Annotated in this window: 15 protein-coding genes and 1 riboswitch; of the genes, 6 read left to right on the top strand and 9 right to left on the bottom strand. The window is 70.8% G+C overall.

Going from position 1 to position 14508, the window contains the following annotated elements:
- Positions 1-90: 90 nt before the first annotated feature.
- The 3 genes from OG444_RS26730 to OG444_RS26720 all read right to left on the bottom strand — a co-directional run bounded on the left by OG444_RS26730 (position 91) and on the right by OG444_RS26720 (position 2395).
- Positions 91-831, bottom strand: coding sequence for an enhanced serine sensitivity protein SseB C-terminal domain-containing protein (locus tag OG444_RS26730; RefSeq protein ID WP_301366361.1), 741 nt, complete (start codon positions 829-831; stop codon positions 91-93).
- A gap of 94 nt (positions 832-925) precedes the next feature.
- Entirely contained in the window at positions 926-1660 is a 735-nt protein-coding gene (locus OG444_RS26725) for an enhanced serine sensitivity protein SseB (RefSeq protein WP_327264553.1), read from the bottom strand.
- A 78-nt stretch (positions 1661-1738) separates the two neighbouring features.
- Positions 1739-2395, bottom strand: coding sequence for an AAA family ATPase (locus tag OG444_RS26720; protein WP_405790715.1), 657 nt, complete (start codon positions 2393-2395; stop codon positions 1739-1741).
- Between the two features lie 206 nt (positions 2396-2601).
- Positions 2602-2705, top strand: a riboswitch (glycine riboswitch).
- A 172-nt stretch (positions 2706-2877) separates the two neighbouring features.
- On the opposite strand from OG444_RS26720, the gene gcvT reads away from it, so the two are divergent.
- From gcvT to OG444_RS26695, 5 genes are all read left to right on the top strand, one after another.
- A complete protein-coding gene (gcvT, locus tag OG444_RS26715) occupies positions 2878-3993 on the top strand; it encodes a glycine cleavage system aminomethyltransferase GcvT (RefSeq protein WP_327264552.1) in 1116 nt (371 codons plus the stop codon).
- A 101-nt stretch (positions 3994-4094) separates the two neighbouring features.
- A complete protein-coding gene (gcvH, locus tag OG444_RS26710; protein ID WP_327264551.1) occupies positions 4095-4475 on the top strand; it encodes a glycine cleavage system protein GcvH in 381 nt (126 codons plus the stop codon).
- A 15-nt stretch (positions 4476-4490) separates the two neighbouring features.
- Positions 4491-5747: a serine hydroxymethyltransferase gene (gene glyA / locus OG444_RS26705; protein ID WP_327264550.1), complete on the top strand. Its 1257-nt coding sequence runs from the start codon at positions 4491-4493 to the stop codon at positions 5745-5747.
- A gap of 299 nt (positions 5748-6046) precedes the next feature.
- Positions 6047-7429: an L-serine ammonia-lyase gene (locus tag OG444_RS26700; RefSeq protein ID WP_327264549.1), complete on the top strand. Its 1383-nt coding sequence runs from the start codon at positions 6047-6049 to the stop codon at positions 7427-7429.
- A 169-nt stretch (positions 7430-7598) separates the two neighbouring features.
- Complete coding sequence (locus OG444_RS26695; RefSeq protein WP_327264548.1) at positions 7599-8120, top strand: AMIN-like domain-containing (lipo)protein; 522 nt, start codon at positions 7599-7601, stop codon at positions 8118-8120.
- 102 nt (positions 8121-8222) lie between these two features.
- Here the strand turns inward: OG444_RS26695 and OG444_RS26690 are convergent, their stop codons facing one another.
- Both OG444_RS26690 and OG444_RS26685 read right to left on the bottom strand, forming a co-directional pair.
- Complete coding sequence (locus OG444_RS26690; protein ID WP_327264547.1) at positions 8223-8867, bottom strand: dihydrofolate reductase family protein; 645 nt, start codon at positions 8865-8867, stop codon at positions 8223-8225.
- A 25-nt stretch (positions 8868-8892) separates the two neighbouring features.
- A complete protein-coding gene (locus tag OG444_RS26685; protein WP_327264546.1) occupies positions 8893-9606 on the bottom strand; it encodes a flavodoxin family protein in 714 nt (237 codons plus the stop codon).
- 122 nt (positions 9607-9728) lie between these two features.
- Here OG444_RS26685 and OG444_RS26680 point away from each other — a divergent pair, with 122 nt between their 5' ends.
- A complete protein-coding gene (locus OG444_RS26680; RefSeq protein WP_327264545.1) occupies positions 9729-10277 on the top strand; it encodes a PadR family transcriptional regulator in 549 nt (182 codons plus the stop codon).
- Between the two features lie 75 nt (positions 10278-10352).
- Here the strand turns inward: OG444_RS26680 and OG444_RS26675 are convergent, their stop codons facing one another.
- From OG444_RS26675 to OG444_RS26660, 4 genes are all read right to left on the bottom strand, one after another.
- Positions 10353-10565, bottom strand: a complete 213-nt coding sequence (locus tag OG444_RS26675) for an EF-hand domain-containing protein (RefSeq protein WP_150259513.1) — start codon at positions 10563-10565, stop codon at positions 10353-10355.
- A gap of 851 nt (positions 10566-11416) precedes the next feature.
- Positions 11417-12604 (bottom strand): YncE family protein, encoded by a 1188-nt coding sequence (locus OG444_RS26670; RefSeq protein ID WP_327264544.1) that lies wholly within the window; start codon positions 12602-12604, stop codon positions 11417-11419.
- Entirely contained in the window at positions 12601-13425 is an 825-nt protein-coding gene (locus tag OG444_RS26665) for a polysaccharide deacetylase family protein (RefSeq protein WP_327264543.1), read from the bottom strand. The genes OG444_RS26670 and OG444_RS26665 overlap by 4 nt, the downstream gene beginning before the upstream one ends.
- Positions 13426-13788: 363 nt before the next feature.
- Positions 13789-14301, bottom strand: a complete 513-nt coding sequence (locus OG444_RS26660) for an ATP-binding protein (protein WP_327264542.1) — start codon at positions 14299-14301, stop codon at positions 13789-13791.
- Positions 14302-14508: the final 207 nt, after the last annotated feature.

The following is a 14508-nucleotide window of genomic DNA, read 5'->3' as shown; positions in this document are numbered from 1 at the left end:
GGACCGGTGCGGCCTTCGAGATGGATGTCTCAATATGCGGATATCGCGGAACGCGGCTCCGCCCGTCGTCGGGGCGGGTCCCGCGCCGGGTCAGTACGCCGGCGCCTGGCCCTCGCGGTCGTAGAAGGGGCGGGTCTGCGCGCGCAGCCACATGGCGACGGGGTCGTGCTCGTCCCCGAGCGCGACCGTGCACACCGGCACCCCCTCGGGGACCACCCCGACCGACTGCCGCATCATCTCCCGTACGGATTCCAGCGCGGGCGCGGAGGCGTCGTACAGGTCGAGCCCGACCGCGAGGTACGGCGATCCGAGCGCGGGCTGCACCCAGGCGCGGCGCAGCGACCGGACGGCCGGGGTGCGGTGCGCGTGCTGGGTCAGCAGTCCGTAGAACTGCGGGAGCTCGATCGCGGGCTCGGACAGCCGCAGCGGTCCGGCCGGCATCCGGTCGAGGCCCGTGGCGATCCGGCGCAGGTCGGCCCAGGGCACGCCGAGGCCGCCGCCCTGGGCGTGCGGGTTGAGCCACAGCCCCCAGCGGTCCGGGTACAGCGCGCGGGCGATGTCCCGCCCGGTGACCACCTCGTAGCCCCTGTTCCAGCCACTGGCCGCCAGCTCCTGGGGGGAGGTGACGCAGGGCGCGTAGCCGAGGCTTTCGACCTCCATGCCCCCGTACTGGGCGTCCGGGGATCCCGGCTGCCCCTGCCAGAGCAGCATCCACAGCCGGCCCTCGGAGAGGGCGTGCAGGAGTGACTCGTAACTCTCATAGCGCCCGGGAGTCACCTGGCGCATCATGTGCTCGACCTGCCCGGCCGCGGCCGTGCCTGACGCACTCACCCGGTACCCCTCTTCGTCCGCCCGTCGCTCCACGCGTGTCCTCCGAACCGGCAGTCGCGCGTGCGGCCAGGAGATGTAACCAGCTTAAGCGGCCCTACGGCAGGTAGAAGGGGCGTACGCGCTCACGAATCCAGTCCGTGACCGGGTCCTGGGCGGCATCGAGCAGGATCAACTGGACGGGCCACGGCGGCGGGACGCGCGTCAGGGCCCGCCCGAGGGCCTCCATCGGAGCGCTCTGCATCTCCGGTTCCCATCCCACCAGGCGGACACCGATGAACAGCTGGGGCGCCCCGCCCTCGACGCTGGCGAGGCAGCGGTGCGCGGCGGCGACCACCCCCGTGGCCCGGAACTCCTCCGTGGCGGCGGCCAGGAAGTCCACCGGGTCCTCCTGCCAGTCGGGCTCGTAGAGCCGGACGCGGCCGCCGGTGGCAGGGCCGTCGAGCGGGCCGCGGCCCGCACGGCACAGCTCCGCGACGGCGGGCGGCGGGAGCGGTACCCCGACGGCCCCCTCGGGGTTCAGGGCGATGCCGAGCTGCGGGGGCAGGCCGCGGGCGAACTCGACGGCGGGAGCCACCGCGAAGTCCATGCCGGGGCCGACGCAGGCGAGGAACTGGGCCTCGGAGCTGTAGACGGGCACGTACGCCGCCCCGCCGATGTCCATGGTGGGCAGGTCGAGGCCGGCCGTCGCCCGGCCGCTGCCGCCCGGCAGCGGCACCCAGACCCGGCTGCGCCCGAGGACCTCCAGGATCCGCCCCCCGGCGTCCGGCTGCCCCAGCGCCGCCCCGAGCACCTGCTCCAGCTCATTTCCCGGCCAGCCGCTGCCCTGCATCTGCCCCTGCCCCTGTCTGGAATCCCGCGCGTGTCGTGCCGAGGCTATCGGGCCCGGCCACGTGCCGTCCGCTGGGGCTCAGCCGTGGAAGTGGATCCCGGTCACGGCGGCGGCCGAGCGGCGGTCCAGCAGGGTCGCCGAGGCGCAGCCCGCGGGCGGCCGGCCCGCTTCGGCCTCGCGGAGCAGCCGGGTCACCGCGCCGCGGTGGCGCGCGAAGGCGTACACGGAGACCCGGCGGCCGCGCGCGGCCTGTCCGGAGAGCGCCTCCTCGGGGCTGCTGTCCAGCAGCAGCAGGTGCAGCGCCCGGCCTCGGCGACGGGCGGCGGCTGCGAGCAGGCCCCGTACCCAGCTCTGCGTGCCGCAGTCGTGGACGACCACGGAGGCCCCGGAGCGCAGGATCTGCCACAGCCCCCAGTAGTGCGCGGCGCGCACCAGCGGCCGGTACACGGCGTACGGGAGTGCCGCGGGCATCCGCTGCTCCCAGCGCTCACGGGTGTCCTGGGAGTCGACCGCCCCGCCCTCGGCGGCCGCCCGCTTGATCAGGGTGCTCTTGCCGCCACCGGGCAGGCCGGACACCACGACGATGTCCCCGGCCGCGAAGCCGAGCGACTGCGGGGCGCGTACGGCCGGTCCGCGCAGGTCACGGACGAGGCCGAGGCCCGCGTCGGCCGCCCTCCTGCGCTCGCGCGCGCCGCGCTGCGCCGGCACCGCGTCCACGGTTCCCGTCGTCGTCACCACTCCGAATCTCCGCACAGTGTTCGCCTCCCCCGAATCGGGTCACCAGGACCCTTGCCCACTGAGTGTAAAGAGACGGTAATCCGGCGGGGCCGGTTCCGGTCGGCCCCTTCGGAGGGCCGTACGAACTTTCGGACCCCGCCGCCCGATCTCGGGCATGGCGTGCAATGATGTGCGCCATCTGGACCAACTGCATACAGGCCGCTTGAATCCGCGCGGGAGAGTCCCGGCACGCCGCAAGGCCGTGCGCGGGCGCCGAAGGAGCAAGAACCTCCCTTGAATCTCTCAGGCCCCGTACCGCGTGGATGAGGCAGATCTGAAAAGCGAGCTGCTGCGCAGCTCCACCCAAGGTGCAAGTCGATGAAATCCGGCGATCTGCTGATCGGTGGAACTCTCGGCGAACCTCTCAGGTTCCGATGACAGATGGGGAGGAACGTCCTCGTCATGTCATGTCGATGCCCTGGGACCCGGGAGCCACACCCATGAGCACTGCCCCCCGCCTGACCGCCCTCGATGCGTTGCACCGCTCTCTCGGTGCGACCATGACCGACTTCGCGGGCTGGGACATGCCGCTGCGGTACGCCAGCGAGCGCGACGAGCACAACGCCGTACGCACCAGGGCCGGTCTCTTCGACCTGTCCCACATGGGCGAGATCACGCTCACCGGCCCGGAGGCCGTCAAGGCCCTGGACTACGCGCTGGTCGGCAACATCTCCACCGTCGGCGTCGGCCGCGCCCGCTACACGCACATCTGTCAGGAGGACGGCGGGATCGTCGACGACCTGATCGTCTACCGCCTCGGCGAGACCGAGTACATGGTCGTCGCCAACGCCTCCAACGCCCAGGTCGTCCTGGACGCCCTGACCGAGCGCGCCGCCGGCTTCGACACCGAGGTCCGCGACGACCGTGACGCGTACGCGCTGCTCGCGGTGCAGGGTCCGGAGTCCCCCGGCATCCTGGCGTCCCTGACCGACGCCGACCTGGACGGCCTGAAGTACTACGCCGGCCTGCCGGGCACCGTCGCGGGCGTGCCCGCGCTGATCGCGCGTACCGGCTACACCGGCGAGGACGGCTTCGAGCTGTTCGTCGCCCCCGAGCACGCCGTGGAGCTGTGGCAGGCGCTGACCAAGGCGGGCGAGGGCGTCGGCCTGGTGCCGGCCGGCCTGTCCTGCCGCGACACCCTGCGCCTGGAAGCGGGCATGCCGCTGTACGGGCACGAGCTGACGACCTCCCTCACCCCGTTCGACGCGGGCCTGGGCCGGGTCGTGAAGTTCGAGAAGGAGGGGGACTTCGTCGGCCGCGCCGCCCTGGAGGCCGCCGCCGAGCGCGCCGCCACCAAGGCGCCGCGCAAGCTGGTCGGTCTGATCGCCGAGGGGCGCCGCGTTCCGCGCGCCGGGTTCCCGGTCGTCGCCGACGGCCAGGTCATCGGTGAGGTCACCTCCGGCGCCCCGTCCCCGACGCTGGGCAAGCCGATCGCGATGGCGTACGTGGACGCGGCGCACGCCGCGCCCGGTACCTCCGGCGTCGGCATCGACATTCGCGGTACGCATGAGCCGTACGAGGTCGTGGCGCTGCCGTTCTACAAGCGGCAGAAGTAGCCCCACGCACCACGTCCGCCGTACGGAAACCCGTACGGCGCCGTCTCAGTACCCAAGACCGCAGTTCGTATCCACTCCCCCGCATCCAGGAGAATCAGGTCATGAGCAACCCCGAGAAGCTGCGTTACACCAAGGAGCACGAGTGGCTGTCGGACGCCGTGGACGGCGTCGCGACGGTCGGCATCACGGAGTTCGCGGCCAACGCGCTCGGTGACGTCGTCTACGCCCAGCTCCCCGAGGCCGGCGAGACCGTGACCGAGGGCGACACCTGTGGCGAGCTGGAGTCGACCAAGTCGGTCAGCGACCTCTACTCCCCCGTCTCCGGTGAGATCGTCGAGGCCAACCAGGACGTCGTGGAAGACCCGGCGCTCGTGAACACCGCCCCGTTCGAGGGCGGCTGGCTCTTCAAGGTGCGTCTCTCGGAGGAGCCGAAGGACACGCTCTCCTTCGAGGAGTACACCAAGCTCACCGCCGGTAACTGACCCCAGGGGACCCTGATGTCTGTACTGAACACCCCTCTCCACGAGCTCGACCCGGACGTCGCCGCCGCTGTCGACGCCGAGCTCGCACGCCAGCAGTCCACCCTGGAAATGATCGCGTCGGAGAACTTCGCTCCGGTCGCCGTCATGGAGGCCCAGGGTTCGGTCCTGACCAACAAGTACGCCGAGGGCTACCCGGGCCGCCGTTACTACGGTGGCTGCGAGCACGTCGACGTGGTCGAGCAGATCGCGATCGACCGCATCAAGGCGCTGTTCGGCGCCGAGGCCGCGAACGTCCAGCCGCACTCCGGTGCGCAGGCCAACGCCGCCGCGATGTTCGCGCTGCTGAAGCCGGGCGACACGATCATGGGTCTGAACCTGGCCCACGGCGGTCACCTGACCCACGGCATGAAGATCAACTTCTCCGGCAAGCTCTACAACGTGGTCCCGTACCACGTCGACGAGACCGGCGAGGTGGACATGGCCGAGGTCGAGCGCCTCGCCAAGGAGTCCAAGCCGCAGCTGATCGTCGCCGGCTGGTCCGCCTACCCGCGCCAGCTGGACTTCGCCGCCTTCCGCCGGATCGCGGACGAGGTCGGCGCGTTCCTGATGGTCGACATGGCGCACTTCGCCGGCCTGGTCGCCGCGGGTCTGCACCCGAACCCGGTGCCGCACGCCCACGTCGTCACCACCACCACGCACAAGACCCTCGGCGGTCCGCGCGGCGGTGTGATCCTGTCGACGCAGGAGCTGGCCAAGAAGATCAACTCCGCGGTCTTCCCGGGTCAGCAGGGCGGCCCGCTGGAGCACGTGATCGCGGCCAAGGCGGTCTCCTTCCTGGTCGCGGCCTCGCCCGAGTTCAAGGAGCGCCAGGAGCGCACCCTGGAGGGCGCGAAGATCCTCGCCGCCCGCCTGGTCCAGGACGACGTCAAGGCCGTGGGCGTGGACGTCCTCACCGGTGGCACCGACGTGCACCTGGTCCTGGTCGACCTGCGCAACTCCGAGCTGGACGGCCAGCAGGCCGAGGACCGCCTCCACGAGGTCGGCATCACGGTCAACCGCAACGCCATCCCGAACGACCCGCGGCCGCCGATGGTCACCTCGGGTCTGCGGATCGGTACGCCGGCCCTGGCCACCCGCGGTTTCGACGCCGAGGCCTTCACCGAGGTCGCCGAGATCATCGCGGCCGCACTGAAGCCCGCGTACGACGGCGAGGCCCTCAAGGCGCGCGTCTCCGCGCTCGCCGCGAAGTTCCCGCTGTACCCGTCGCTCTAGCCGGCGGTCCGCACACGGCTACGAAGGGGGCCCGGCCATGTTCTCGTACAGGCCGGGCCCCTTTCGTCTTCCGCCGCGCGGAGCCGGGCCGGGGCCGGAACAGGGGCCGGCGCGGGCCTGAGCACGGGCCCGGGGCCGGGGACCGGCACCCGCCCGCCCCGTCCGCGTAATCCATCCCACCTCGTCCGGCCGACGAGACGTTCACCTGCCCGCGTTAAGCTCGTCTGCCGGACAAAATCCGAATAATCCACCTCTCCTGCCCCCTCCCACCCCACGAGCAGACAAGGGAGTCCGCCACCGTGGCCATCTCCGTCTTCGATCTCTTCTCCATCGGCATCGGTCCCTCCTCCTCCCACACGGTCGGTCCGATGCGGGCCGCGCGCATGTTCGTGACGCGGCTGAAGAAGGACGGCGTGCTGGCCCAGACCGCCTCCGTCCGGGCCGAGCTCTTCGGATCCCTCGGCGCGACCGGCCACGGACACGGCACCCCCAAGGCGGTGCTGCTCGGCCTTGAGGGCCACTCCCCCCGCACGGTGAACGTGGAGACCGCCGACGACGAGGTCGAGCGCATCCGCAGGAGCGGCCGGCTGCGGCTGCTGGGCGCCGAGATAGGCGATGCCCACGAGATCGCCTTCGACGAGCCGAACCAGCTGATCCTGCACCGCCGGCGCTCCCTGCCGTACCACGCGAACGGCATGACGCTCTTCGCCTACGACAGCGCCGGCACCCCGCTGCTGGAGAAGACCTACTACTCGGTCGGCGGCGGCTTCGTCGTGGACGAGGACGCGGTCGGCGAGGACCGGATCAAGCTCGACGACACGGTGCTGAAGTACCCCTTCCGCTCGGGCGACGAGATGCTGCGCCTCGCGAACGAGACCGGTCTGTCGATCTCCTCGCTGATGCTGGAGAACGAGAAGGCCTGGCGCACGGAGGAGGAGATCCGCGAAGGTCTCCTGGAGATCTGGCGCGTCATGCAGTCCTGCGTCTCGCGCGGCATGTCCCGCGAGGGCATCCTCCCCGGCGGCCTGCGGGTCAAGCGCCGGGCCGCCTCCACGGCGCGCCAGCTGCGCACCGAGGGCGACCCGATGCTGCACCGCAGCGAGTGGGCGACGATCTACGCGATGGCGGTCAACGAGGAGAACGCGGCGGGCGGCCGGGTCGTGACCGCGCCGACCAACGGCGCCGCGGGCGTCCTGCCGGCCGTACTCCACTACTACATGAACTTCGTGCCGGGCGCGGACGAGGACGGCGTGGTCCGCTTCCTGCTCGCCGCGGGCGCGATCGGCATGCTCTTCAAGGAGAACGCCTCGATCTCCGGCGCCGAGGTCGGCTGCCAGGGCGAGGTGGGCTCCGCCTGCTCGATGGCGGCCGGCGCCCTCGCCGAGGTGCTCGGCGGCACCCCGGAGCAGGTCGAGAACGCGGCCGAGATCGGCATGGAGCACAACCTGGGCCTGACCTGCGACCCGGTCGGCGGCCTGGTGCAGATCCCGTGCATCGAGCGCAACGGCATGGCGGCGGTCAAGGCCGTCACCGCGGCCCGGATGGCGATGCGCGGCGACGGCAGCCACAAGGTCTCCCTCGACAAGGTCATCAAGACCATGAAGGAGACCGGCGCCGACATGAAGGTCAAGTACAAGGAGACCGCCCGCGGCGGTCTCGCGGTCAACGTCATCGAGTGCTGACGCGCACCGCGTGATGCGAGAGGGGCCCGGCGCGTGCGCCGGGCCCCTCTCGCATCCACCCGTCCACGGCACCGGAAACCGGCCGCGCGCGGAAGCGGAACCGCGGGGGCGCCCGGGGCGTCCTACGCTGTGCCACCCGTCCCCGTCTCTCGAGAATCGAGGGGACAACATGATCCACGCCCGTCTCCGGCAGTTCGCGGCCCTGGCAACCGGCGCCCTGCTCGCCGCCTGCCTCTCCTTCGCCGCACCTGCCTCGGCCTCCACCGGCGCCGCCACCAACACCGTCGCCGCCAACACACAGACCCAGACCCCGCTCGTCGTCAACGCGCGCTGGGCCGGGCACCCCACGTTCGACCGGATCGTCATCGACATCCAGGGCTACGTCCCCACGGCCACCGTCACTCCCGTACCGCAGCTGGTCTACGACGGGTCCGGGAAACCCGTGCCGCTGGCCGGGAAGTACTTCCTGGAGATCCGCCTCAACCCCGCCGCCGCGCACAACGACGCGGGTCAGAGCGTCTACCAGGGGCCCAAGCTGCAGAAGATCAACCTGCCCAAGCTCAAGGGCATCGCCCTGACCGGCGACTACGAGGGGTACGTCACCTTCGGCACCGCCTTCGACACCCTGCCGTACTACCGCGCCTTCACCCTTCACTCGCCCGAACGGTTCGTCGTCGACATCGCACGCTGAACCACCGCTGCCGCAGGGCCCGGGGCATCCGCGCCCCGGGCCCTGCGGTGTGCGTCGGGGCGCCGCCCGGATCCGCATCCGGCCCGCGCGCGGGCCCGCCCGTCACCTCCGCCAGAACAGGTGGTGCGTCACACCGCTCGGACTGGGCACGACGTCGAGGTGGAACCGGTCGAGCAGCTCCTCGGGCGACTCCCAGAGCCGCACACCGGAGCCGATCTCCACCGGCGAGACCGCCACGTGCAGGGTGTCGACGAGGCCTGCGTCGAGGAACTCGCGGATGGTGGTCGCCCCGCCACCGAGCCGGACGTCCTTGCCCCGTGCCGCGTCCCGCGCCATGGCGAGGGCCGTGGCCGGGTCGTCGTCGACGAAGTGGAAGGTGGTGTCGGAGAGCGTGAACGAAGGACGCGTGTGGTGGGTCATGACGAAGACGGGGGTGTGGAACGGGGGCTCGTCACCCCACCAGCCGCGCCAGTCGTGGTCGGCCCAGGGCCCGCGCTGGGGTCCGAACTTGTTGCGGCCCATGATCTCTGCGCCGATGTTGTGCGCGAAGTCCCGCGTGAAGTAGTCGTCGAGGCCCCGGCTCCCCGCGGGGTCGGTGCGGTGGGGCCAGCTCGCCGTGGCTCCGGCCCAGGCGAACAGTTCCCCGGGATCGGCGTCGCCGAACGGCCGCTCCAGGCTCTGGTGCTCACCGGCGCCGAATCCGTCCCGCGAGACGGTGAAGTTCTGGACTCTCAGCAGCTGCTCCACGGGACCGCTCCTGCCTGCCGCGGGTTCAGCGGTGCTCGGGGTTGGGGAAGTCGAACCGGCAGCCCGCGTCCCACAGCGAGCGCTGGTTGCCGTGCGCCGGGATGCCGCCCGTGCGCTTGAGCAGCGCGGCCAGGTGCAGGAGGTTCCACGACATGAAGGCGGTGTTGCGGTTGGTGAAGTCGTTCTCGGGGCCGCCCGAGCCGGGGTCCAGATACGAGGGTCCGGGTCCGGCCTCGCCGATCCAGCCCGCGTCGGCCTGCGGCGGGATCGTGTAGCCGAGGTGCTGCAGGCTGTAGAGGATGTTCATGGCGCAGTGCTTGACGCCGTCCTCGTTGCCGGTGATCAGCGCGCCCCCGACCCGCCCGTAGTAGGCGTACTGGCCCCGCTCGTTCAGCAGGGAGGAGCAGGCGTAGAGCCGCTCGATGACCTGCTTCATCACGGAGCTGTTGTCACCGAGCCAGATGGGGCCGCACAGCACGAGGATGTCGGCGTCCATGATCTGGCTGTAGAGGACCGGCCACTGGTCGCTCTCCCAGCCGTGCTCGGTCATGTCGGGCCAGACCCCGGTCGCGATGTCGTGGTCGACGGCGCGCAGGAGCGAGGTCCGGGCGCCGGCCGCCTCCATGACCGCGCGGCTCTTGTCGATCAGGCCCTCGGTGTTGCTGGTCTCCGGCGAGCGTTTGAGCGTGCAGTTCACGTAGAGGGCGGTCAGGTCCGAGTAGTCGTATGAGGCAGCCACTCCCCCAGCGTCGGCAGCGGGCCCCCGCACCGCCACCGGGCCGCGCCCGTCCGTGGTCGGCCGTGCGCGGGCGAGGACGGGCGGCTTCGCTGCCCGCGCCGCGGCAAACCTAGGATGGCGCCATGTCCCTGCCGCACGCCATCCTCACCGCCCTGCTCGAGAAGCCCTCGTCCGGGCTGGAGCTGACCCGGCGGTTCGACAAGTCGATCGGGTACTTCTGGTCGGCGACGCACCAGCAGATCTACCGCGAGCTGGGGCGGCTCGAGGAATCCGGGCTGATCCGGGAGCTGCCGAGCGCGGTGCCCGTGCGGGGGCAGAAGAAGGAGTACGAGGTGCTGCCGGCCGGCGGCGCGGAGCTGGCCCGTTGGGTCGCGGAGAGCCAGGACCCCAAACCGATGCGCGACCCGTTGCTGCTGCGGATCCGCGCGGCGGGTGTGGTCGGGCCGCAGGGGCTCGGTCCCGAGCTGCGGCGCCATCTGGAGCTGCACCGGCGCCAGCTGGCGCAGTACGAGGCGATCGAGGAGAAGGACTTCCCGCCGGGGCGGGACGCGGTGGAGGACCGGCTGCGCCGGCTCGTGCTGCACGGCGGGATCGCCCTGGAGACGTTCTGGCTGCACTGGCTGGAGGAGGCCCTCGGCGAGGTCGAGGACATGTCCGGTCCGCAGGCCTGACGCGGGATCCCGGACGCGGGTCGCACGCCGCTGCCCCCGGCCCGGCGGACCGGGGCGGGGGCAGCGGCGGAGGGACTACTTGTTCAGGGAGGCCCAGAACTCGTCGAAGCTCAGCAGGCCGTCGCCGTTCGCGTCCTTGGCGGCGATCACGGCGTCCGCGACGGGGCCGGTGACGAACGGGTCGCCCATGGCCGCCATGGCCGCCTTGAACTCGTCGGCCGTGACGAAGCCGTCACCGTTCACGTCGAACTTGCCGAACGTCGTCCGTGCGCTCTCGATGTCCGCCACTGGGTCCACTCCTTCTTGATGCCTTGCTGACCGGCTCAGGGTAGCGGCCGCCCCGTTCCGCCCCCGCCTCGGGTCCCGTTCGGACGGCAGAAACGATTTCAATTACCGCGACGTATACGGAATCAATAATTCCGACGGAAACGGACCAAGTTTCCACTTGTCACACTCCGGGATCACGGCATAACGTAATGACGTTGCCGCCACACCAGGAGCACAGGGCTCCCAGGGACAAGTGGCAACAAGGGCGATCATTCAGATGACGATCACAACGGACGCATCATTCGGAGTTCCGCCCTTCACTCGCACCTGCCACCGCATCCGGGAAAACGGCGGTGGCGGGCTCGGCGCGTCGCAGGCCCCGCCCCGCCGGGCTTCGTCTGCGCGAACCTCCACGTGAAAAGATCGGGGCCGGCCGGTGACGGGCCCTCAGGGGCGCACCGGAACCGGGGCCGCTCCGGGCGGAAATCCGCGCCCGGGCGCCTTGAGGAATTCCGGCCGAAATCCATCTCACCCATTCCCGCACCGGCGCATCCAAAATTCTCCGGGAACCGGCGTCAAGCCCCGAAAGGGCCGCACGGAAATGGCCCGGCATTTTGCCGGTTCCGCGCTTCCCGACGGTGAATCGACCACGGCCGACCGGTTCACCGACCGAAAGACCGCCCGGCCCTGCCCGCCGAGGAGCGTACGGGGCTCCTCGGCGGGCAGGGCCGGGGTCGAGCGGCTGCCGGAGCGTCCTGCGGTCGCACAGTGACGGCCCGCGGACCGACGGACCGACGGCAGTGCCCCGGGAGCTGTGCGAGCTCCCGGGGCACTGCCGCGTCATGCACCCGACGGGGTCAGCGGGAGACCGCCTAGCGGAAGATGCCGGTGTGGCCGAGCGAGTAGCGGCCGGGCTGCGGGTACACGGCAAGTCCGTGCGGTCCGCCGCCGACCGGGATCCGGGCGATCTGCTTCCCGGTCCGGGTGTCGACCGCGTAGACCTCGGAGTTGTAGCGGCCCGACAGCCACAGCACCTTGCCGTCGGCGGAGACACCGCCCATGTCGGGGCTGCCGCCGTCCGGCAGCGTCCACTTCTTGGTGAGCTTGTTCTCGGGGAAGTTGAAGACCGAGATGGTGCCCTCGCCGCGGTTGGAGACGTACATCTCCTTGGAGTCACGGCTGACGTAGAGGCCGTGGCAGCCCTTGCCCGTGGGCAGCAGCTTGGGGATCTCGAACTTGTCCCCGCTCAGCACCCACATGCCGTGCGCCATCATGTCCGCGACGTAGAACGTCTTCCCGTCCGGGGAGACCTTGACGTCCTGCGGCATCGCGCCCTCGAACGGGAGCTTCTGCTGGCCGACGACCTCCATGCGCTCGGTGTCGACCTTGAGGAGTTCCCCGGAGAACTCGCAGCTCACGATGAAGTAGCGGCCGTCGGCGGAGAAGTCCGCGTGGTTGACGCCGTAGCAGGTCACGGGGACCGTCTTCACGCGGTCCATCGTGTGCGGGTCGCGGAAGACCAGCTCCTTGTCCATCGAGGCCATGACGATCGCGTACTTGCCGTTCGGCGTGAAGTACAGGTTGTACGGGTCGTGCACCTCAACGGGCTTTCCGGCCTCACCGGTGGCCGGGTTGATCGGGGTGAGGGTGTGGCCCCGGTTGTTGTTGACCCACAGGGTCTTCAGGTCCCAGGAGGGCACCACGTGCTGGGGCTGGACCCCGACCGGGATGGTGTCGATGACCCGGTAGGTCTCCGGGTCGATGACGGACACCGTGTTGGAGTTGGTGTTCGGCACGTAGATGCGGGAGGGGAAGTCCTTGACCACGGGGGAGAGCTTGTTCGGCCGGTCCGCCGCGTAGACGTCGTTCGGATCGAGGAGCGGCGGCATGCCGGGCAGACCGGGCGGGGCGGCCGGCACGGCCTTGACGGGCCCGGCCGGGCCCTTGGTGCCGAGCGCCTCGGCGGGTCCCTTGTCGGCCGATCCACAGCCGGCCAGGGCGGCGAGGACCAGCCCTGCCAGCAGCACGCCGGCGGTCCGGGGAAGGCGGGTGGTCGTCATGGGGTCAGCAGCTCCGTGGTGGTCACCGCGCGCAGGTTGCGGCGCGCGAGTTCTTCGAGGAGGGGAGGCATCGCGTCGACCGTGTCCGCGTAGCCGAAGTGCAGGCTCACCACCGATCCGGGCCGGATCGTCCCGGTGACGGTGCGGATGACGGCCGCGGCGCCGGGCGAGGTGAAGTCGAGGGAGTCCACGTCGTACGAGAGGACGTGCGGGTAGCCCGCCCGCTGGGCCAGCTTCTGGACGAGCGGGGTCGCGTACTGGGTCTGGGAGGGCCGGAACCAGGTGCCGATGGAGCCGGTGAGCCGCTTGAGCCGCTGTGCGCAGCCGGTGATCTCGGCGTAGGCCTCCACCTCGGGCATGTCGTTGATCGCGAGGTGGCGCTGGGTGTGATTGCCGAGCTCGTGACCGCCGTCGAGGATGCGGCGGGCCAGTTCCGGGTGGGCGTCGAGCCAGGATCCGATCGCGAGGACGGTGACCTTCGCGCCGCCCTTCTCGGCCGCGGTCAGCACCTCCCGGGCGATGGCGGGGTCCCCGTTGCCGTGGAAGGTGAGGGCGACCCGGGGGCGGTCGCGCGGACCGTGGCCGATCTCGGCGGGCTGCCCGGCGAACCGGCGGGGGGCGGCGGCCGGGGCGGCCTGCGCCGGGCGGGCCGGGCGGGCAGGACCGGTCGGAGTGCCGGAGGGCGGCTCGGCGGCGGGCGCGGTGCGGGACCGGCCCGGTCCGCAGGCGGCGGTGAGGCCGGCCGCGGCGGCGGCCGCCCCGGCACCGGCCGCGCGCAGGGCGACGCGCAGGGCCGCGCGGCGGCCTGGTTGTGAGAGCACTTGCCCATTTAAGGGGCGGATGACCCGGATGGTAATGATTGACCCAATTCAGGACGGTCGCGAAAAGAGGCTAACCGGGTGATGAGGTCGCTATGTGATCAACGATTTACACAGAGCAGTCGATACTTATTCATGGATTGCGAGGTCAGTGGCCCACCTCACCTAAGATTTAGCAAGAAAGTCTTACGATTTGCCCACTTATGTCCAAGTAGGGACTTTTGGCGTTTGGGCCCTCGTCTGCCATAGTCGGAAGCACGACTTCCCATTGACCCGAGCGAAGTCGCCACGCCGAGGATCACACCCCCTTAGATCCTCGGCGCACCCATGGAGCCCCCATACCGCCCCACACGGCGCACGGGGGCTTCAGGCGTTCTGGCGGTCGGCCACCCGCATCTCGAACCAGGTGATCTTCCCGCGCGGCAGCAGGTCCGCACCCCAGCGGTCGGACAGCTTGTCGACGAGGAAGAGGCCCCGGCCGGTGGTGTCCATCTCATGGACCGGCATCAGGCAGGGCAGTCCGCGCGAGGGGTCGCGCACCTCCACCCGGATCCAGCCGCGGCGGCGCAGCATGCGTAAGCCGAAGGAGCGGGCCCCGGTGTGCCGGACCGCGTTGCCGACGAGTTCGGAGACCAGCAGGACGGCGTGCTCGGCGATCTGCGGCGAGAGGCCCCAGAGGCGGATCACCACGCACTGGGTGAGCCGGCGCGCGGTGCTCGCGGACTCCGGCATGGACGGCAACGTCACTTCACCTTCGGCCGGATTACCGTACAACTCCAGCGCTTTGAGGCCCTGTTCATCCTCAACGGCCGCCGTGAGCCGTACCGCCGAAGCGCTGCCGCGCTGCCGCGGCTGTTCCACACCCTCCAGGCCCGCCATGCACCCATCATGGACGGCCGACCCGCCCGCCCGGGCCGTTCCACAGGAAAACACCCCCCGGATTCAACGAATCCAAGGGGGTGTTCTGTCATATGCAGGAGGCAATCGGAGGGCCCAGGCGCCCGCCTTGACCTGCGGTGACGCGCCGCACGGAATTGATCACAGCGAGTGGATCACCGATTCTCCTTAAGGTTGCCTTAAGGCCTG

The sequence above is a fragment of the Streptomyces sp. NBC_01232 genome (genome assembly GCF_035989885.1).
Classification (GTDB): domain Bacteria; phylum Actinomycetota; class Actinomycetes; order Streptomycetales; family Streptomycetaceae; genus Streptomyces.
This window is presented reverse-complemented; position numbering and strand designations above follow the sequence as displayed.